The sequence below is a fragment of the Arenimonas caeni genome, assembly GCF_003024235.1.
In the GTDB taxonomy this organism is placed as follows: domain Bacteria; phylum Pseudomonadota; class Gammaproteobacteria; order Xanthomonadales; family Xanthomonadaceae; genus Arenimonas; species Arenimonas caeni.
In genome coordinates this window covers 164,569-182,109 of the sequence record NZ_KZ679084.1, presented here as the reverse complement: position 1 = coordinate 182,109, position 17,541 = coordinate 164,569, and the positions used below count along the sequence as shown (strand labels likewise).

Below are 17,541 nucleotides of genomic sequence, written 5' to 3'. Positions count from 1 at the left end.
GTCAGCGGAACATCGCCACGAGTTCGGCGCGCTGGGCCTCGGTGAGCGCCGGGCCGCGGCCGGCGAGCAGGTTGTCGCTCTGGCGCTCGGGCTTGCCGGTGGCCGGGATCACCACGGTCACCGCCGGGTGGCTGAGCGCGAAGCGCAGGAAGGCCTGCGCCCAGCTGCTGATGCCGGCCTCGGCGGCCCAGCCGGGCAGCGGCCTGCCGGCGACGCGACCGAACAGGCGGCCGTCGTCGAAGGCGCGGTTGACCATCACCGCCACGCCGCTGTCGGCGGCCACCGGCAGCACGCGCTTTTCGGCGTGGGTGGCGCCGACCGAGTAGTTGACCTGCACGAAGTCGGGTTTCTCCGCCGCCACGATGTCGGCCAGTTCGTCGTGCGCCTCGTCGCGGAAGTGGGTCAGGCCCACGTACTTCACCTTGCCCTCGGCCTTGAGCTCGCGCGCAAGCGCCAGCTGCGTGCGCCAGTCGCGCAGGTTGTGCACGGCGAGCAGCTCGACCCGGTCGGTGCGCAGGCGGCGCAGCGAGTCGGCGAACTGGGCCTCGCCGGCGGCGCGGTTGTCGGCGGCGAGCTTGGTGGCCAGCCAGACCTGGTCGCGCAGGCCGAGTTCGGCCAGCAGGTCGCCGACCACGTCCTCGGCATTGGAGTAGTTGGGCGAGGTGTCGATGACGCTGGCGCCGCCGGCGACGAAGCGCCGCAGCACTTCCTTCAGCGGCTCGCGTCCGGCCAGGTCGACTTCGAAACTGCCCGAGGTGCCCATGCCGATGACCGGGATCTTTTCGCCGGTCGAGGGAATCGCCCGCATCTGCATGCCCGCCGGAACCGGCGGCGACAGCGCGAACGCGGGTCGCAGCGCGGCGGCGGTGGCGACGGCGACGGCGGCGGACAGGAACTCTCGGCGGCTGGCCATGGCGGGACCTCGCGGGATTCGGTGGGATCCCGGATGCTGTCGCAGGCTATGTGAAACTTCCGTTCAGCGGCCCCTGCCGGTGGTCAGGGGTCAGATCGCGCCGCCCGGCGGGTCCTTGCTGAAACTGCGCGGCGCCAGGCTGCGGGTGAAGCGGAACACGCCCTCGCGCACGACGCGGTGCAGGACGATGTCGATGATCGTGGTCTGGTTCGGCCCGATCACCCCGAGCAGGTCGTCCAGCCCCGCGCCCAGTTCGGCGGGCCAGTGCTCCACCAGCTTCTCCGGCCCGCGCGGCTGCAGCTTCAGGCCATAGGGCGGACGCGCGATGCGTTCGCCGCGCAGCTGCCTGCCGCGCTCGTCCATGATCGCCTCGCAGCCGGCCAGTGCCGCGTGGTTGAGGAAGAAGCTGACGTGCCCGGCCGCGCGCCGGTTGCCCTGGCGGTCGGTGAGGAAGCCCTCGGGCAGCTGGTTCGGGTCGCCCGCCGGGCCGGCGGTGAGCAGCAGGTCCACGTCGCCCAGGCGCGTGCCGGCGTCGTCGAGGAGGCGGACCACCAGCATCGAATGCGGGTCGTGGATGTAGCGGCGATCGGGCAGCACCGGGATCTTCTCCACCTCGACCCGGCGCGCGGGCTGCTGGTGCAGGGCGTTGGCGGCCTCGAACTCGTCGCAGGCGCGCTGGTAGCCGGCCTCGTCCTGCACCGCCAGGCAGCGCAGCACGGCCTCGACCGTCGGGTGCGGCGTGTCGTCGTCGCGGACGCTGGCCAGGATGCCCATGTCGGTGCCGCTGTGCGACAACCCGGGCAGGATGCGGAAGGCCGTGCGCGCCGAGCGCACGTTGGCGCGCAGGGCCAGCTTGCGCAGCTGCTTGCGCGCCGTGGGCAGCGATTCGCCCGCCGGCGCCGGCGGCTGCTCGAGCACGACGTGGCGGGCGTTGAGGTTGGCCGCCGCCAGTCGCACCACGCCGTCGCCGCCGGTCTCGCCGGTGTAGGCGTTGACGTGGTCGTAGAGCTTGCGGTCGATGGCGTCGCCGCTGAGCACGAAGGGGAATACCGGGTTGGCGCCGCGGGTGAGCCCGAGCGCCGGGTACTCGTGGATCCAGCGCAGGTTGAGCGAGAGCGACTCCGGGCTGGCCAGTTCCAGCCAGTCGAGCACGCCCTGGCCGGGCTCGACGCCGTTGAACCAGGCCTTCAGCCCGGCCAGCCGGCCCTTGCCGAGCTGGGCCAGGGCCGAGCCGAAGTTGGCCGGCGCCAGCATCACCAGGTGCGAGAGCGGGCACTCGGCCAGACGCCCGGGGCGCACGTAGTACCGGTCGAGCCATTCGCGCACCACCGGCCCGCCGGTGCTGTGGGTGACGCAGGCGAAGCGCCGCTTCCCCCCGGCCCCGGCCAGCACCTGCCCGATGGCATGCTCGAAGGCGCGGGCGATGTCCTCGACCCGGACCTCGTCGCGGAAGCTCACGTACTGGCCCAGGTACACGTGCGCCACGTCGAGGCCGGGCCCGCCGCGCCGGCCGGCCTCGCGCCGCAGCCTGGCCGGCAGCTGGCCATAAGTGGAGGTGCTGGTCACCGACCAGCCGTGGACGAAAACGAGCAGGGGCCTGGACATGGCGCGGGAGTCTCGGGGGGACTCCCGTGCTAACGTAGGCGGCACAAGCGGAGGGACATGGGGTGAAGGTGCTGGAAGAGCGGCAGATGCTCGTGGGTCTGCTGGAAAAGGGGATGTACGTCAGTCGCCTCGACCGCGACTGGGTCGGTACGCCTTTCTCCTTCCAGGGCTTCGAGATCACCAGCGACGACGACATCGAGCTGCTCTCGGCCTACTGCACGAGCGTCTTCATCGACGTAGAGAAGAGCGTCACCGCTGCCCGGCCGTCGCTGCGGATCGGCACCGGCCCGCGCAAGGTGTTCCCGCCGAGGGGCCCGGAATACCAGAACACTGCCGAGCTCACCGAGGAGCTGCCGCGCGCCCGTGAGGCGCACGCCGACCTGCGCGCTCTGGCCGAGCGCATTGCGGACGACGTCCGGAACGGCCGGCAGCTTGAGCCGGGCGTGGTGCAGGAAGTCATCGAGCCGATGGTCGAAAGCCTGATCCGCAACGCCGATGCCCTGTTCTGGCTGATGGCACTGATGAAGCGCGACGACTACGCCTACAGCCATGCAGTGAACTGCAGCGCGCTGGCGGCGGCGTTCGGCCGGCACCTGACGCTGCCGCGCGAGGTGCTGGTGGAGCTGGCCACGGGCGGGTTCCTGCTCGACGCCGGCATGGCCGGCGTGCCGGCCGAGGTGACCAACCACGAGGGCAAGCTCGACCCGGAGGCAATGGCGCTGATGCGCGGCCACGTCGGCCGCAGCATGGAAGCCCTCGACCAGGCCGGCATCACCGGCAAATGGGCCCGTGAACTGGTGGCCGGCCACCACGAACGCCATGACGGCAGCGGTTATCCCGACGGGCTGGCTGGCGACAAGATCCCGCTGGCCGGCCGCATGGGCGCGGTGGTCGACACCTACGACGCGCTGCGTTCGGACCGTCCGCACCGCAGCGGCGACTCGCGCCACGGCGCGCTGCAGGCGCTCTACCGCGGCCGCGACCGGCTGTTCCAGGCCGAGGTGGTCGAACAGTTCCTGCAGTGCCTGGGCGTGTATCCCACCGGCTCGCTGGTCGAGCTGAGCACGGGCGAGGTCGGCGTGGTCATGGCGCAGAACCAGGTGCGCCGGCTGCGCCCCCGGCTGATGCTGCTGCTCGACCAGGACAAGAAACCCTACAGCCCTTTCCGCGATGTCGACCTGATGCAGTACGGCGCCGACATGGCCGACGGCGGCATCAAGATCGTGCAGGCGCTCGAGCCCGGCGCCTACGGGCTCGACCCGTCCGAGCTGTTCCTCGGCTGAGGCGGCCAGGCCGATGATCATGCGCAATGGTGGCCTGCCCGAACGCCTCGCCTCGCACATCGAGGAGAGCCGGGCCACCGGCAAGCCGCTGGGCGTGCTGTGCCTGGGCATGCAGGGCCTGCGCCAGCTGCGCATCCGCGCGGGCTACGCGGCCATGGATGAATTGCTGTCGCAGGCCGCCGCGCGCGTGCGCGAGGTGCTGCGGCCGGGCGACGAGCTGGTCGAGCTGGGCTCCGGCGATTTCGCCCTGGTGTTGCCGGGCCTGAAGGACGGCAGCCACGCCATGCTGGCGGCGGCCAAGCTGCTGCGCCAGTTCGAAACGCCGATCCAGGCCGCCGGCCAGCCGGTGCTGGCCTCAGTGGCGGTGGGGGTGGCGATGTATCCCGAGCACGCCGACGGCCCCGAGTCGCTTTGCCGCCAGGCGGAGCAGGCCATGCTCGAGGCGCGCCGCGTGCCCGACCACATGCTGCTGGGCGGCACGCCGGTGCAGTCCGACGGCGTCGATGCGGCCGAGCTGCTCGAGGCCATCAACGGCGGCCAGCTGGCGATGCACCTGCAGCCGATCATGGACGTGCGCCAGCGCAAGGTGGTGGGCGCCGAGGGGCTGGCACGCTGGTTCCACCCGTCCAAGGGCGCGATCAGCCCGGGCGTGTTCATCGCCGTGGCCGAGAACTCGGGAATGATCAGCCAGTTCACCCGCTGGTCGGCCAATGCCTGCCTGCAGATCGTCGCCCAGGCGCGCGAGGCCGGGCACCGGCTGCCGGTGTCGATGAATCTTTCGGCCAAGGCCTTCGCGGAACGGGGCCTGGTCGAGCAGCTGCTCGGCGCCCTCAAGCTCTGGGACGTCGAGCCGAAGGATCTGGTGCTGGAGGTCACCGAGACCGCCATCGTGTCCGACATCCAGCGTGGCGCCTGCCAGCTCAGGCAGCTCAACGCCGCCGGCATCCGGGTGTCGATCGACGACTTCGGCGTCGGCAATGCCTCGGTGGCCTACCTCAAGCAGTTCCCGGCCACCGAGATGAAGATCGACCAGTCCTTCGTCACCGGCATGCTCGGCGACCTGCGATCGCTGCAGATGGTCAAGGCCATGATCGCCTTCGCAAGGCAGATGGGCATGCGCGTGGTCGCCGAGGGCGTCGAGGACGAGAACACCCTGGAGGCCCTGGGCGACCTGGGCTGCAACCTCGTTCAGGGCTGGGCGGTCGGCAAGCCGCAGCCGGCGTCCGAATTCATCCGCGAACTGGCGGGCAGCGGCCGCTGAGGCCGCGCATCGGGCTCAGGAGGCCGCCGCGGCCTCGTCCTCGCCGGCATCGCTGCCCTGGGCACCGCCCTGCGGCAGGCGCTTGGGCACCCGGTTGGCGTCGAGCAGGCGCTCGATGCGCGCGAACACCTCGGCGCGCGAGAACGGCTTCTTCATGAAGTCGTCGGCACCGATGCGGTGCACGTAGAACTGCTCGGTGGCCTGCTCGTTGCCGCTGATCATGATCACCGGGATGTCGCGCGTGTACGGATCGCGGCGCAGCTGGCGCAGGGCGGCGAAGCCGTCCATGCCCGGCAGCACGATGTCCAGGAAGATCAGCTCCGGGCTCTGGGTGCGGGCGATCTCCAGGCCCTGCTCGGCGTCGGCCGCCTCGAGCACGTGGTAGTCGTTCTGGCGCAGCATGCGCGCCAGCAGCGCCACGATGGTCGCCGAGTCATCGATCACCAGCATGCGGGTGCCGCTGCGGGCGTTGGTGCGCGGCTTGCCGCGACGCTCCGGCCCGGCCGGATTGCCCTGGGCCGCGTCGGGCAGGCTTGCCGGTGCCGCCGGCTGCGGCCGCTTGCCGCCCCAGCCGAACAGGCGCTTGATCTTCTCGTAGACGTCCACGCGGACTCCCCCTGGTTTTCCCCGTCGCACAGTGTCCACGCCGCGGCCCCGGCTGGCAAACGCCGGGCTGGACAGCGCGGGCGCCTTGGCCCAGGCTGCCGTGCCCGCCCCGAGATGGAACGCCGATGGCCCCGAAGTCCACCGTGCACAAGGCCAGCCTGCAGGTCAGCGACATGGACCGGCACTACTACGCCGCCCACGAACTGGTGCTGGCCCAGCACCCGTCGGAAACCGACGAGCGGGTGATGCTGCGCCTGCTCGCCTTCGCGCTGAACGCGCACGAATACCTGGCCTTCGGCCGCGGCATCAGCACCGAGGACGAGCCCGACCTGTGGCGCAAGGACCTCACCGGCGCGATCGAGCAGTGGATCGAACTCGGCCAGCCCGATGAGTCGCGCCTGCGCCGCGCCTGCGGCCGCGCCGGGGAAGTGGTGCTGCTCACCTACGGCGGCCGCGCGGCGGACCTGTGGTGGGAGAAGAACGAGGCCGCGCTGGCGCGCTGCGCCAACCTGGTGGTGCTCGACATCGCCCAGGACGAATCGAAGGCGCTCGGTGCGCGCCTGGCCCGCGGCATGGACGTGCAGGTGATGGTGCAGGACGGCGTGGTGCAGTGGGTCGACGCCGCCGGCACGCTCGAGATCACGCCGCGGCTGCGTCGCGGCCGCGCCTAGTCCAGGCGCTTGGCCTCGGCCGTGCCGAGGTTGGCCGGCTCGGGCTTGTGCGCGGGGCCGGGCGCGAGCAGCGGGTGCAGGAACACGCCCGCGAGGATGACGACCACGCCGAGGTAGAACAGGCCGCCCAGTTCGCGCTGCTCGCCGAGGAGCACGATCGCCAGCACGATGGCGTACACCGGCTCGAGGTTCACCGCCAGCTGGGCCGAGAACGCGCTCAGGTGGCGCAGCGCCACCAGCGAGAGCGCGAAGGGCAGCAGCGTGCAGGCCAGGGCCAGCACCCCCAGCCAGACCACGTCCATGCCCGCAGGCAGCACCCAGGGCGTGCCGAACCAGGGCAGCACGGGCGTGAGCAGGGCCAGCGCCAGGCCGCCGGCGCCGAGCTCGACGCCGGTGACTGTGAGCGGGTCGGCCTCGTGCACGAAGCGCTTGTTGAGCGCGCCGAAGAAGGCCACCAGGATCGCCGAGATCGTGCCCACCACGATGCCCAGGTGCATGTCGTCGGGCACGCCGCCCACCACCAGCGCCACGCCCGGCACCACCGCCACGCCCAGCAGCAGCTCGCGCGGCGCGAAGCGCCGGCCGGTGATCCAGGGCTCGACCACCGGCACGAACACCGTGGCCAGCGCGATGCAGGTCACCGCTACCGAGGCGTTGGCCAGCTTGATCGCGCCGTAGAAGGTGAGCCAGTGCAGCGCCACCAGCACGCCGATGCCCGCGTAGATTCCCCACAGGCGCGGCGGCAGCGCGCGCAGCCCGCGCCACACGCGCGGCACCAGCAGCAGGGCCGCCGTCACCAGCGCCATGCGCCAGACCACCAGCGCCATCGCGCCGAGCGTGATGAGCTTGCCGAGGATGGCGGTGAAGCCCCACAGCAGCACGCAGAAATGGATCTGCAGGTGGGCCTTGCGGGTGGGTGTCATGGCTGGCGGGCGAGGGCGCGTTTTTCAGATGCACTGAGCCGCTTGATGGCGTGTTCGGCCTTGAGCGCGCTCGATCGGTCGGGGTGGGGGAAGCGGGCCAGCAGCCGCGCCGGCGGATGCGCGCGCGTGTAGCGCGCGCCCTTGCCGGCGGCGTGTTCGGCGTAGCGGCGCTCGACGTCCACGGCCACGCCGGTGTAGACGCTGCCGTCGGTGCATTCGATCAGGTAGACGAACCAGGCCATTCAGCCCTGCGGCGAGGGGATCGGCCGCACCGGCACCGACAGGCTGCACACGTCCACGTGCCCGGCCGGGTGCACGTACCACTCGTCGCGGCGGTTGCGGCGCGATTCGACGTAGGCGTCCCAGGTGGCGGTGTCGGTGCGCATCACCTCGATGCGGGCGCGCGCCTCTTCCGGCACGTCCGAGGCCAGGCGCGCGGCGAGGATCGGCACGCGCTGGCCCGCATCGGTGTAAAAGCCCAGCGGGCCGCCGCCGCGCGGCAGCACGCTCAGGCGCTCCATGCCGACGACCACGCGGCCGACGGTGGTGATGTTGAGGTCGAGCTGGCGCGGCGACTGGCCGATCACCACGTACAGCTCGCTGCCGTTGCTGGAGTCGGCCGCCATGGCGCGGCCGGCGCCGACGGCGCCGTAGCAGTGGGTGAGCCAGGCCTTGCCGGTCTTCGGGTCGCGCGCGGCGGCGAAACCGTCGACGAAGCCGACCTGCGGCGCCCAGCCGTCGGGGTCGGGCAGGGCGTGGAAAGCCAGGCCCTGGGCCGGGCGGGAGAACTCGGCCGGCAGCTTCTCGCGGGCCTCGCCCAGCGGGCGTCGCAGCGCCAGCTCGTCGCCGGCCGGGTCGCCCCACTGCACGACGAAGTTGTCCTGCGAACGGTTCACCGACAGGCCGTCGAAATAGTGGCCGCGCGCCAGGGCCTGGATGTTGGCCACGTGTTCGGGCGCGAACTGCGGCGCCAGCTCGATCACCACCATGCCCGAGGGCAGCTGCAGGTAAAGCGTGTGCCCGGGGTCGAGTTGGCGCCAGTCGGATGGGGCCGAAGCGTCGATCACTTCCTGCGTGGTCAGCGCCCTGGCCGGCGCGGCGACGGGTGAATGCGCGCAGGCGGCGGCGACGAGGGCCAGCAGTGAGGCGGCAAGGGCAGGGCGCAGCGGCATCGGGAGTCCTCGGCGTTCGATTCGTGGGCGGCAGGGTAGCGCAGCGCGGCTCAGCGTGGGTCGGGCGGCGGCTCGTGCAGGGCGGCGAGCTGTTCCTGCATCTGGGTGATCACCGATTCCCAGTGTCGCGGCGCCTCGAACCAGGGGAAGGCGGGCGGGAAGGCCGGGTCCGACCAACGCCGGGCGATCCAGGCGTTGTGGTGCAGCAGGCGCAGCGTGCGCAGCGCCTCGACCAGGTGCAGTTCGCGCCGGTCGAAGGCTCGGAACTGCTCGTAACCCTCGAGCAGCCACTGCCAGGCGCGCGGCCCGTCCTCGCGGCGGCCGGCCAGCATCCACAGGTCCTGCACGGCCGGGCCGGTGAGGCAGTCGTCGAGGTCGACGAAGTGCGCCTGGCCCTCGCGCCACAGGATGTTGCCGGGGTGGCAGTCGCCGTGCAGGCGGAGCGTGGCGACCTCGCCGGCGCGCTCCCAGGCGGCGTCCATGGCATCGAGCAGCGACTCGGCGAGCGTCTCGAAGTTGTGCTCCAGCTCCGGCGGCAGCCAGCCGCCCTCGAGCAGGAAGTGCACCGGGTCCTCGCCGTGGCTTTCGATGGTCAATTCGCCGCGGTGCGCGAACGGTTTGGCAGCGCCCACCGCGTGCAAACGCCCCAGCACGCGTCCCAGGTGGGTCAGCGTGTCGCGGTCGCCGAGCTCGGGCGCGTGGCCGCCGCGCAGCGGGAAGAGCGCGAAGCGGTGGCCGCCGAAGGCGTGCAGGGTACGTCCGCCGAAGGCCAGCGGCGCGACCACCGACAGGTCGGCGGCGGCGAGCTCGGCCGCGAAGGCGTGCTCCTCGCCGATGGCCTCGTCGCTCCATCGGCCCGGCCGGTAGAACTTGGCCACCAGCGGCGCGCCGCCTTCGATGCCGATGCGATAGACGCGGTTCTCGTAGCTGTTGAGCGCCAGCACGCGGCCGTCGGCGTGCAGGCCGAGCGACTCGACGGCGTCGAGGATGCGGTCGGGGTCGAGGTTGGCGTAAGGGGTGCCGGCGTCGCTCACCGCCCGGGCAACTCGAGCGCGGTGGCGCGCGCCGCCAGCGGCGCGGCGAGGTAGGTGTGCGAGCCGGCGGCGGTGAAGCCGGCGCGGGCGAAGGCCTTGCGGTACCAGGCCGCCGGGCGCCGGTGCAGTTCGTGCAGGTCGCCGACGATCTCGTCGCCCTCGGCGAACACTTCGAGGAAGGCCACGCCGTGGCACAGGCGCGCGAACTCCTTCAGGCCGCGCAGCAGTTCGTCGTCGGGCAGGTAGTGCATCACGTCCGAGCACACCAGCAGGTCCACCGATTCCGACAGCGGCAGCGCCGCCAGGTCGCCGAAGGGCATCCAGTGCAGGTTGCGGCGGGCGCCGAAACGTTCGATGGCGTAGTCGCTGCTGTCCACGCCGAGGTAGCGCAGCTTCGGGCGCAGCTTCAGCAGCGGGGCGCGCCAGGCGCCCTCGCCGCAGCCGACGTCGAGCACCGACTTCAGCGGCCGGCCCAGGTGGTATTCGGCCACGGCCACGGCCAGCGCCACCTTGCGCGCCAGCGCGGCGGCGCCGCCGAGGTCGCGCTTGCGGTACCAGGTGTCGAAGTACTTGCGGTCGTAGACTTTGTTCACGTCGTGGCGTCCTTGCGCCGGTGCAGCAGCCAGGCGGCGAACAGCGCGCCGGTGAGGTACATGCTCAGGGCGTAGATCGCCGGGGCGATCGAGGCCTGGTCGCGGCCCAGCACCTCGATGGCGATGAAGATGGCCAGCGTGCCGTTGTGGATGCCGATCTCGAAGGCGATGGCGATGGCCTGCGGTTCGCCCAGGCGCACGCCGCGCGCCACGAAATAGCCCGAGAGCAGGCTGGCGAGGTTGAACAGCACCGCCGCCACGCCCACCACCGGCGCGTAGGCGCGCACGATATCCCACTCCGAGGCGAAGGCCATGACGATCAGCGCGCCCAGCAGCAGCGAGGACAGGTGCCGGACCGGCTTCTCGGCCGCGGCGGCCAGGGCCGGGCGCCAGGCCCGCAGCGCCATGCCCAGCGCCACCGGGCCGATCACCAGCAGCGCCACTTCGACGATCTTGCGGGTGGGCGGCGGCACGCTGGCCTCGTCGCCGAGGAAGACCGACAGCGCCAGCGCCGTCCACAGCGGCAGCGTCACCAGCGCCAGCAGGCTGTTGATGGCGGTGAGGCTGATGTTGAGCGCCACGTCGCCGCGCGCCAGGTGGCTGAAGAGGTTGGCGGTGACGCCGCCCGGCGACGCAGCCAGCAGCACCAGGCCCAGCGCCAGTTCGCCGGGCAGGCCGAAGGCGCGCGCCAGGCCGAAGGCCACCGGCGGCAACAGCAGCAGCTGCACCGCCAGGGCCACGGCCATGGCCTTGGGCAGGGCAAGCACGCGGCGGAAGTCGGCCGGGGTCAGGTGCAGGCCCAGCCCGACCATCACCACGGCCAGGGCCAGGGGCAGGAACAGCACGAGAACCTGGTTGTCGGCCATCAGGCGGGCATTCCGATCAGCACCGAGCGCATCGAGATCGGCCCGACCACGTCGGCGTTGAGGAACTCGACCGCGTCGTCATCGCGCTGCAGTGCCAGCGCGTAGAGCAGCGGCAGGTAGTGCTCGGGCGTGGGGATGGCCAGCAGGGCGTCGGGGCCCAGGGTCTCGTAACCCATCATGCCTTCGTGGTGGCCCTCGGCGATTCGTTCGGCGATGTCCTCGTCGAAGCGCTGGGCCCAGTCCAGCGGCTCGGTCTGGCCCATGCGCCAGTAGCGCAGGTTGTGCACGATGTTGCCGCTGCCCACCACCAGCACGCCCTCGTCGCGCAGCGGGTCGAGCTGGCGCGCCAGGTCGTAGTGCCAGGCGCCGGGCTGCAGGCTCGACAGGCTCAGCGGCACCACCGGGATGTCGGCGTCGGGGAACATCGGGCGGATCACGCTCCACACGCCATGGTCGAGCCCGCGGTGCGGGTCGAGGTGCACGCGCGGCGTGTCCACCAGTTCGGCCACCCGGTGCGCCAGTGCCGGACTGCCCGGGGCGGGGTAGCGCACGTCGAACAGGGCCTTGGGGAAGCCGCGGAAGTCGTGGATGGTCTCGGGCTTTTCGGCCGAGCCGATGTAGACGCCCTGGGTCTCCCAGTGCGCCGAGATGCACAGGATGGCCTTCGGGCGCGGCAGGCGCCGGCCCAGGGCTTCCCAGCCCCGCCGCCAGGCGTTGTCCTCGATGGCGTTCATGGGCGAGCCGTGCCCGAGGAAAAGGACGGGCATCGGGCCATTCATGGACGCGGCGCTCATCGAGGGGGACTCCGGGGGGTGGATGTGCCCCCCACGTTACCCAAGGCCGCGTCGGATGCAAGGAGGGCGTCCGGCGGACCCCATGACTTGCGGCACTGACGGTTCGGGGCCGACCAGCTATTATTGACTCCACACTATGCGTAACAAGCGCATATAGGGCAGACCGGGACAGGCCATGGGCGACACCGAAACCCATCTGAAGAAATTCCAAAAGGAGCTCAGCGCCGGCACGGTGTCGCTGGTGCTGCTGGCGGTGCTGGCGCGCTCGCACGAGCCGCTGTACGGCTACCAGATCGCCAAGCGGCTCGAGGCCACCGGCGACCCGCTGCTGGGCGGCAAGCAGAGCGCGCTCTACCCGGTGCTGCGCAACCTCAGCACCGCCGGGCTGGCCGAGAGCCACGTCGAACCCTCGGTCAGCGGCCCGCCGCGCCGCTACTACCGCATCACCACGCTGGGCAGGCAGGTGCTGGCCGAATGGGCCGGCAGCTGGCGCACCACCCGCGACTGTGTCGACTCCGTGCTGGAAGGAAACCTCAAATGACCGCCGAGCTTGCGCGTTCCATCCCCGAATACCTCGACCAGTTGCGCGAGGCCCTGCGCGGCGCCGATCCGGCCCTGGTGCAGGACGCGCTCTACGACGCCGAGGAATACCTGCGCTCGGAGCTTGCCGCCAACCCCGGCATGGCCGAGGCCGAACTGATCGCCAGCGTGGCTTCGAGCTACGGTGCGCCCGCCGAAGTGGCGGAGATCTACCGCGATACCGAAGTGCAGGTGAACAAGGCCCTGCGCACGCCGCCGGCCCGGGAGCGCAGCAGCCTGGCCGGCCGCTTCTTCGGCGTGGCCACCGACCCGCGCGCCTGGTCGGCGCTGTTCTACATGCTGCTCTCGCTGGCCACCGGCATCGTCTACTTCACGGCCGTAATCACCGGCTTCAGCCTCTCCGCGGGCATGGCGCTGATGATCATCGGCGTCCCGGTGGTGATCCTGTTCGTCGGCCTGGTGCGCCTGCTTTCGCTCGTCGAGGGCCGCATCGTCGAGGGGCTGCTGGGCGAGCGCATGCCGCGCCGGCCGCTTTACCAGGGGCGCGGCCAGACGCTGCTGCAGCGCATCGGCGCCATGTTCACCGACCCGCGCACCTGGAGCACCATGCTCTACCAGGTCCTGATGATGCCGCTGGGCGTGCTGTATTTCACGCTCGCTTCGGTGTCGGGCGCGCTTTCGGTCGGCCTGGCCGTCGGCGGCTTCCTGGCGCTGCTGGTGAACCTGGGCGTGCCGCTGGACGCCGACTTCGCCCTGCAGGGCACCAGGCTCGACGGGCCGGTTTCGTCCCTGCTGGTGATGCTGCTGGGCGTGCTGCTGTTCTTCGTGCTGCTGCACCTGGCCCGCGGCATCGGCCACGTGCACGCGCTGGTGGCCAAGCACCTGCTGGTCAAGACCGCCCAGTACTGAGGCACGCGCGGCGGCCGGGCGCACCGGTCGCCGCTTGAAGGCAGCGGGCTTTGCAGTAAGGTGTCGGACTGAACGCGACACCGGAGCCCCGTGATGCCGGATCCCCTGGCCCAGCCGTTCCCGCCTCCCTGCGGAGCCATCCTGGGGAACCGCCTGTGCAAGGCGGCGATGACCGAAGGCCTGGGCGACGCGCGCCTGCGCGCCACCGAGCGCCTCGACCGGCTCTACGAGGCCTGGAGCGAGGGCGGCGCCGGCCTGCTGCTGACCGGCAACGTGATGATCGACCATCGCGTGCTCGAGCGGCCGGGCAACGTCGCCATCGACCCGACGTTCGCGCCCACGGTCGACGCCGCGGCCCGCGACCGCCTGCGCCGCTGGGCCGCCGCCGGCACCCGCGCCGGCAACCACCTGTGGATGCAGGTTTCGCACGCCGGCCGGCAGTCGCCGCGCTATGTCACCTGCCGGCCGGTGGCGCCCTCGGACGTACAGCTCGACCTGATGGGCAACTACGCCCGCCCGCGCGCGCTGCGCGAGGACGAGATCGAAGCCCTGGTCCGGCGCTTCGGCGAGGTGGCGGCGATCGCCCGCGACACCGGCTTCACCGGCGTGCAGGTGCACGGCGCGCACGGCTACCTCATCTCCAGCTTCCTCTCGCCGGTCACCAACCGCCGCACGGATGCCTGGGGCGGCTCGCTGGCCAACCGCGCGCGTTTCCTGCTTGAAGTGGTGCGCTCGGTGCGCCGGGCCGTGGGCCCGGATTTCCCGGTCTCGGTGAAGCTCAATTCCGACGACTTCCGCAAGGGCGGCTTCAGCCACGCCGACTGCCTGGGCGTGGTGCAGATGCTCAACGGCGAATCGGTGGACCTGCTGGAGATCTCCGGCGGCAACTACGAACAGCCGCGCCTGCTGGGCATCAGCGGACGCGATGGGGACGCGGTGGAAGTGCGCGCCAGCACCCGCGTGCGCGAGGCCTATTTCCTCGACTACGCCACGGCGATCCGCCGGGTGGCGGCCATGCCGCTGATGGTCACCGGCGGCTTCCGCACCCGCGCCGGCATGGAGGCGGCGCTGGCCAGCGGCGACACCGACGTGATCGGCATCGGCCGCCCGTTCTGCACGCATCCCGACGTGGCGCGCCGCCTCCTGGACCGCGAGATCGACGAGCTGCCGGCCTTCGAACACCGCCTGCACCTGCGGCCGCGCGGGCGGCTGTCGCCGGCCAGCCCCTGGCTGGCGGCCAAGATGGTGAACGTGCTCGGCGCGCAGGGCTGGTACTACCAGCAGATGGAGCGGCTGGCCGATGCCCGGCCGATCGAGCCGCGCCGCGGCATGCTGCGCTCGTTCGCGCGCTATTGGTGGAACGACCTGACCAGGGCCGCCGCGCTGCGGCGCCGGGAGTAAAGACATGAGCCACGACCCGATGCATGGCGACGAGCCGCTGACCGACGAATCCGTGATCGCCGCCACCCGAGAATGGCTCGAGAAGGCCGTGATCGGCCTCAATCTCTGCCCCTTCGCCAAGGCCGTGCACGTCAAGCGGCAGATCCGCTACGTGGTCAGCCAGGCGACCGACGAGGAGGGCCTGCTGCAGGACCTGCTGCACGAACTGCAGCTGCTGGCGGCGTCCGATCCCGGCGACGTCGAGACCACGCTGCTCATGCACCCCTTCGTGCTGCGCGACTTCCTCGACTACAACGATTTCCTCGACATCGCCGACGCGGCGGTGGAGGAGGTGGGCCTGGAGGGCGTGCTGCAGGTCGCCAGCTTCCACCCCGACTACCAGTTCGCCGACAGCGATCCGGACGACATGGGCAACTACAGCAACCGCGCGCCTTTCCCCACGCTGCACCTGCTGCGCGAGGAGAGCGTGGACAAGGCCGTGGAGGCCTTCCCGGAGGCCGAACGCATCTACGAGACCAACATCGAGACGCTGCGGGCCCTCGGTCCCGAGGGCTGGCGGCGGCTCTTCGGGCGCTAGTCGCGCCGCCGCCGGCCCGGGCTACTCGCCCGCGGCCGGGCCCTGGGTCGCGGCGGCCTCGGCTTCCAGCCGGGCATCCTCGGCCTGCATGGCGGCCACGAGCTCGTCGAGGTTCTCCTCGACCCGGCGCTGGCCAAGCTCGCCGCCGAGCTGCATCAGGCGGGGCATCTTGGCGAGGATGTTCCGGCCTTCCTCGGTCTCGTAGAACTCGCTGGCCTTGCGCAGTTCCGCCACGGTGAATTCCTCGGCGTAGATGGCCACCAGCGATTCCTTCAGCGCCGCATAACTCATGTGCTTGGCGAAGAAGGCCTCCATGACATGCCGGTACTTGTTCAGCTCGGGCTTCTGCTCAAGCTGCATGTCCAGCGTCATGGCGAGCATGGCCGTGAACTGCGTGTCCATGTCCAGGGCATTGAGAAGGCGCTCGGCCTGCTGGCGCACTTCGGCGTCGTCAGGCGCGGCGGGCTGGGCCGACGCCGCCAGCGGCAGCGCGAGGGCGGTGGCGAACACCAGGTGTCGGAGGCTGCGCATGGGTTTCCGTGGCTCTGCGGGGAGGTGCCCCAGTGTGCCAGAGGCCTTACCGGCATCGAGGCCCGCCGATCCTCAGAACGAATCGGCCGGCATCGCCATCAGCGCCGGTGCGCCGGCGCGGGCCTCGCGGAAGCGCTGCTCGACTTCCGGCAGCAGCCAGGCGAAGTAGAAGCGCGCCGTCGCCAGCTTGGCCTGGTGGAAGGCGTCGTCCTTGCCCGCAGACAGGGCCGCCATGCGCGCCCACAGCCAGGCAAAGCACAGGTGGCCGATGATGCGCAGGTAGGGCACCGAAGCGGCGCCGACCTCGTTGGGGTCGGCCTTGGCACGCGCGCCGATCTCCCTGGTCAGGGCCACGGTGTCGGCCAGGAGCTTGCCCAGCGGGCCGGTGAACTCCGCGAGTTCGCTGCGCGGCGCGAGCTCCGCCAGCGTGGCTTGCACCAGGGCGGCGAAGCGGCCGAACCTGGCGCCGCCGTCCATCAGCACCTTGCGGCCGAGCAGGTCGAGCGCCTGGATGCCGTTGGTGCCCTCGTAGATCATGTTGATGCGGGCGTCGCGCACGAACTGGTCCATGCCCCATTCGGCGATGTAGCCGTGGCCGCCCAGCACCTGCTGGCACAGGGTGGCGGTTTCCCAGCCGTTGTCGGTCAGGAAGGCCTTCACCACCGGCGTGAGCAGGGCCATCAGCTCGCTGGCGTCCTCGCGCACCGCGGCGTCGGGGTGGGCGTGTTCGCGGTCGATCAGCTGGGCGGTCCAGGTGGCGAGGGCGCGGCCGCCCTCGTTGTAGGCCCGCGCGGTGAGCAGCATGCGGCGCACGTCGGGGTGCACCAGGATCGAGTCTGCCGGCTTGCCAGGCTGCGCCGGGCCGGTCGCGGCACGGCCCTGCAGGCGGTCCTTCGCGTAGGCGGCGGCGTTCTGGTAGGCCACCTCGCCCTGGCCCAGCGACTGCATGCCCACGCCCAGGCGCGCCGAGTTCATCATCACGAACATCGCCTGCAGGCCCTTGTGCGGCTCGCCCACCAGCCAGCCGGTGGCGCCGTCGAGGTTCATCACGCAGGTGGCGTTGCCGTGGATGCCCATCTTGTGTTCGATCGAACCGGCCTGGATGCCGTTGCGTTCGCCGGGCGCGCCGGCGGCGTCGGGCAGGAACTTGGGCACCAGGAACAGCGAAATGCCCTTGGTGCCGGCCGGCGCGTCGGGCAGGCGGGCGAGCACGAGGTGCAGGATGTTGTCGGCCAGGTCGTGTTCGCCCGCGCTGATGAAGATCTTGGTGCCGGTGAGCGCGAAGCTGCCGTCGCCGTTCGGCTCGGCCTTGGTCTTGAGCAGGCCCAGGTCGGTGCCGCAGTGCGGCTCGGTCAGGCACATGGTGCCGGTCCACTCGCCCGAGATGATCTTGGTCAGGTAGACCTGCTTCTGCTCGTCGCTGCCGAAGGCCATCAGGCACTCGTAGGCGCTGTGCGAGAGGCCGGCATACATCAGCCAGGCCTGGTTGGCCGAGTTCCACATCTCGTAGAGCCGGTTGTTGACCACCGTCGGCAGGCCCTGGCCGCCAAAGTCCGGCTCGCAGCCCAGCGAGGGCCAGCCGGCCTCGACAAACTGGCGATAGGCGGCCTTGAAGCCCGGCGGCGCGGTGACCACGCCGTCGCCGTGCCAGGTGCAGCCCTCGCGGTCGCCGACCGCGTTGAGCGGCTGGATGACCTGGCTGGCGAACTTCGCGCCTTCCTCCAGCACCGCCTCGATGGTCTCGCGGTCGAGCCCGGCGTGGCGGGGCAGGGCGGCCAGTTCGGCCTCGCCGTCGAGCAGGTCGAACAGGACGAAGCGCATGTCGCGCAGCGGGGCGGTGTAGTGGGGCATGGCGGCTCTCG

The 17,541-nt window shown here is 71.3% G+C and carries 19 protein-coding genes; 7 read left to right on the top strand and 12 right to left on the bottom strand.

Features of this window, described 5'->3' with window-relative positions; translation table 11 throughout:
* Position 1: 1 nt before the first annotated feature.
* Together C6N40_RS00950 and C6N40_RS00945 are read right to left on the bottom strand one after the other, a co-directional pair.
* Positions 2-913, bottom strand: a complete 912-nt coding sequence (locus tag C6N40_RS00950; RefSeq protein ID WP_106989128.1) for an aldo/keto reductase — start codon at positions 911-913, stop codon at positions 2-4.
* Between the two features lie 90 nt (positions 914-1,003).
* Entirely contained in the window at positions 1,004-2,518 is a 1,515-nt protein-coding gene (locus tag C6N40_RS00945; protein WP_106989127.1) for an esterase/lipase family protein, read from the bottom strand.
* Positions 2,519-2,604: 86 nt separating this feature from the next.
* Between C6N40_RS00945 and C6N40_RS00940 the strand changes: the two genes are divergently transcribed.
* Positions 2,605-3,801 carry an HD-GYP domain-containing protein gene (locus C6N40_RS00940; protein WP_275887150.1) on the top strand — a complete coding sequence of 399 codons (1,197 nt, stop codon included), beginning with the start codon at positions 2,605-2,607 and terminating at the stop codon, positions 3,799-3,801.
* A 13-nt stretch (positions 3,802-3,814) separates the two neighbouring features.
* Positions 3,815-5,062: a putative bifunctional diguanylate cyclase/phosphodiesterase gene (locus C6N40_RS00935; RefSeq protein WP_106989125.1), complete on the top strand. Its 1,248-nt coding sequence runs from the start codon at positions 3,815-3,817 to the stop codon at positions 5,060-5,062.
* Between the two features lie 15 nt (positions 5,063-5,077).
* Here the strand turns inward: C6N40_RS00935 and C6N40_RS00930 are convergent, their stop codons facing one another.
* Positions 5,078-5,668 (bottom strand): response regulator, encoded by a 591-nt coding sequence (locus C6N40_RS00930; protein ID WP_240183409.1) that lies wholly within the window; start codon positions 5,666-5,668, stop codon positions 5,078-5,080.
* A 125-nt stretch (positions 5,669-5,793) separates the two neighbouring features.
* Here C6N40_RS00930 and C6N40_RS00925 point away from each other — a divergent pair, with 125 nt between their 5' ends.
* Positions 5,794-6,339 (top strand): YaeQ family protein, encoded by a 546-nt coding sequence (locus tag C6N40_RS00925; RefSeq protein ID WP_106989124.1) that lies wholly within the window; start codon positions 5,794-5,796, stop codon positions 6,337-6,339.
* On the opposite strand, the gene C6N40_RS00920 is transcribed toward C6N40_RS00925, so the two are convergent.
* From C6N40_RS00920 to ygiD, 7 genes are read right to left on the bottom strand one after another with little or no spacing between them, the layout of a single operon-like run.
* Positions 6,336-7,262: a DMT family transporter gene (locus tag C6N40_RS00920; RefSeq protein ID WP_106989123.1), complete on the bottom strand. Its 927-nt coding sequence runs from the start codon at positions 7,260-7,262 to the stop codon at positions 6,336-6,338. The two genes, C6N40_RS00925 and C6N40_RS00920, sit on opposite strands and share 4 nt — an antisense overlap.
* Entirely contained in the window at positions 7,259-7,504 is a 246-nt protein-coding gene (locus C6N40_RS00915; RefSeq protein WP_106989122.1) for a GIY-YIG nuclease family protein, read from the bottom strand. Before C6N40_RS00915 ends, C6N40_RS00920 begins: the two co-directional genes overlap by 4 nt.
* Positions 7,505-8,434: a peptidylprolyl isomerase gene (locus C6N40_RS00910; protein ID WP_106989121.1), complete on the bottom strand. Its 930-nt coding sequence runs from the start codon at positions 8,432-8,434 to the stop codon at positions 7,505-7,507. It abuts the gene before it with no gap.
* A gap of 50 nt (positions 8,435-8,484) precedes the next feature.
* Complete coding sequence (locus C6N40_RS00905) at positions 8,485-9,468, bottom strand: serine/threonine protein kinase (RefSeq protein WP_106989120.1); 984 nt, start codon at positions 9,466-9,468, stop codon at positions 8,485-8,487.
* On the bottom strand, positions 9,465-10,061 hold the full coding sequence (locus tag C6N40_RS00900; protein ID WP_106989119.1) for a class I SAM-dependent methyltransferase: 597 nt from the start codon (positions 10,059-10,061) through the stop codon (positions 9,465-9,467). Before C6N40_RS00900 ends, C6N40_RS00905 begins: the two co-directional genes overlap by 4 nt.
* Positions 10,058-10,927, bottom strand: a complete 870-nt coding sequence (locus tag C6N40_RS00895) for a bile acid:sodium symporter family protein (protein ID WP_106989118.1) — start codon at positions 10,925-10,927, stop codon at positions 10,058-10,060. Before C6N40_RS00895 ends, C6N40_RS00900 begins: the two co-directional genes overlap by 4 nt.
* Positions 10,927-11,694, bottom strand: a complete 768-nt coding sequence (ygiD, locus tag C6N40_RS00890) for a 4,5-DOPA-extradiol-dioxygenase (RefSeq protein ID WP_240183408.1) — start codon at positions 11,692-11,694, stop codon at positions 10,927-10,929. The genes C6N40_RS00895 and ygiD overlap by 1 nt, the downstream gene beginning before the upstream one ends.
* Positions 11,695-11,896: 202 nt before the next feature.
* On the opposite strand from ygiD, the gene C6N40_RS00885 reads away from it, so the two are divergent.
* The 4 genes from C6N40_RS00885 to C6N40_RS00870 all read left to right on the top strand — a co-directional run bounded on the left by C6N40_RS00885 (position 11,897) and on the right by C6N40_RS00870 (position 15,148).
* Positions 11,897-12,262 (top strand): PadR family transcriptional regulator, encoded by a 366-nt coding sequence (locus tag C6N40_RS00885; protein ID WP_106989116.1) that lies wholly within the window; start codon positions 11,897-11,899, stop codon positions 12,260-12,262.
* On the top strand, positions 12,259-13,170 hold the full coding sequence (locus C6N40_RS00880) for a sensor domain-containing protein (protein WP_106989115.1): 912 nt from the start codon (positions 12,259-12,261) through the stop codon (positions 13,168-13,170). The genes C6N40_RS00885 and C6N40_RS00880 overlap by 4 nt, the downstream gene beginning before the upstream one ends.
* Before the next feature lie 93 nt (positions 13,171-13,263).
* Positions 13,264-14,571 carry an NADH:flavin oxidoreductase/NADH oxidase family protein gene (locus C6N40_RS00875; RefSeq protein WP_106989114.1) on the top strand — a complete coding sequence of 436 codons (1,308 nt, stop codon included), beginning with the start codon at positions 13,264-13,266 and terminating at the stop codon, positions 14,569-14,571.
* Between the two features lie 4 nt (positions 14,572-14,575).
* On the top strand, positions 14,576-15,148 hold the full coding sequence (locus C6N40_RS00870) for a DUF1415 domain-containing protein (RefSeq protein ID WP_240183407.1): 573 nt from the start codon (positions 14,576-14,578) through the stop codon (positions 15,146-15,148).
* A gap of 21 nt (positions 15,149-15,169) precedes the next feature.
* On the opposite strand, the gene C6N40_RS00865 is transcribed toward C6N40_RS00870, so the two are convergent.
* A complete protein-coding gene (locus C6N40_RS00865) occupies positions 15,170-15,679 on the bottom strand; it encodes a DUF2059 domain-containing protein (RefSeq protein WP_106989113.1) in 510 nt (169 codons plus the stop codon).
* Between the two features lie 72 nt (positions 15,680-15,751).
* The gene (locus C6N40_RS00860; RefSeq protein ID WP_106989112.1) at positions 15,752-17,530 is read right to left on the bottom strand and encodes an acyl-CoA dehydrogenase C-terminal domain-containing protein; all 1,779 of its coding nucleotides are present in this window, start codon (positions 17,528-17,530) and stop codon (positions 15,752-15,754) included.
* Positions 17,531-17,541 lie beyond the last annotated feature (11 nt).

Bases quoted from the DNA above. Each gene is read 5' to 3' on its own strand.
- C6N40_RS00950 (WP_106989128.1), bottom strand. From the start codon at position 913: ATGGCCAGCCGCCGAGAGTTCCTGTCCGCCGCCGTCGCCGTCGCCACC.
- C6N40_RS00945 (WP_106989127.1), bottom strand. From the start codon at position 2,518: ATGTCCAGGCCCCTGCTCGTTTTCGTCCACGGCTGGTCGGTGACCAGC.
- C6N40_RS00940 (WP_275887150.1), top strand. From the start codon at position 2,605: ATGCTCGTGGGTCTGCTGGAAAAGGGGATGTACGTCAGTCGCCTCGAC.
- C6N40_RS00935 (WP_106989125.1), top strand. From the start codon at position 3,815: ATGATCATGCGCAATGGTGGCCTGCCCGAACGCCTCGCCTCGCACATC.
- C6N40_RS00925 (WP_106989124.1), top strand. From the start codon at position 5,794: ATGGCCCCGAAGTCCACCGTGCACAAGGCCAGCCTGCAGGTCAGCGAC.
- C6N40_RS00920 (WP_106989123.1), bottom strand. From the start codon at position 7,262: ATGACACCCACCCGCAAGGCCCACCTGCAGATCCATTTCTGCGTGCTG.
- C6N40_RS00915 (WP_106989122.1), bottom strand. From the start codon at position 7,504: ATGGCCTGGTTCGTCTACCTGATCGAATGCACCGACGGCAGCGTCTAC.
- C6N40_RS00910 (WP_106989121.1), bottom strand. From the start codon at position 8,434: ATGCCGCTGCGCCCTGCCCTTGCCGCCTCACTGCTGGCCCTCGTCGCC.
- C6N40_RS00895 (WP_106989118.1), bottom strand. From the start codon at position 10,927: ATGGCCGACAACCAGGTTCTCGTGCTGTTCCTGCCCCTGGCCCTGGCC.
- ygiD (WP_240183408.1), bottom strand. From the start codon at position 11,694: ATGCCCGTCCTTTTCCTCGGGCACGGCTCGCCCATGAACGCCATCGAG.
- C6N40_RS00885 (WP_106989116.1), top strand. From the start codon at position 11,897: ATGGGCGACACCGAAACCCATCTGAAGAAATTCCAAAAGGAGCTCAGC.
- C6N40_RS00880 (WP_106989115.1), top strand. From the start codon at position 12,259: ATGACCGCCGAGCTTGCGCGTTCCATCCCCGAATACCTCGACCAGTTG.
- C6N40_RS00875 (WP_106989114.1), top strand. From the start codon at position 13,264: ATGCCGGATCCCCTGGCCCAGCCGTTCCCGCCTCCCTGCGGAGCCATC.
- C6N40_RS00870 (WP_240183407.1), top strand. From the start codon at position 14,576: ATGAGCCACGACCCGATGCATGGCGACGAGCCGCTGACCGACGAATCC.
- C6N40_RS00865 (WP_106989113.1), bottom strand. From the start codon at position 15,679: ATGCGCAGCCTCCGACACCTGGTGTTCGCCACCGCCCTCGCGCTGCCG.
- C6N40_RS00860 (WP_106989112.1), bottom strand. From the start codon at position 17,530: ATGCCCCACTACACCGCCCCGCTGCGCGACATGCGCTTCGTCCTGTTC.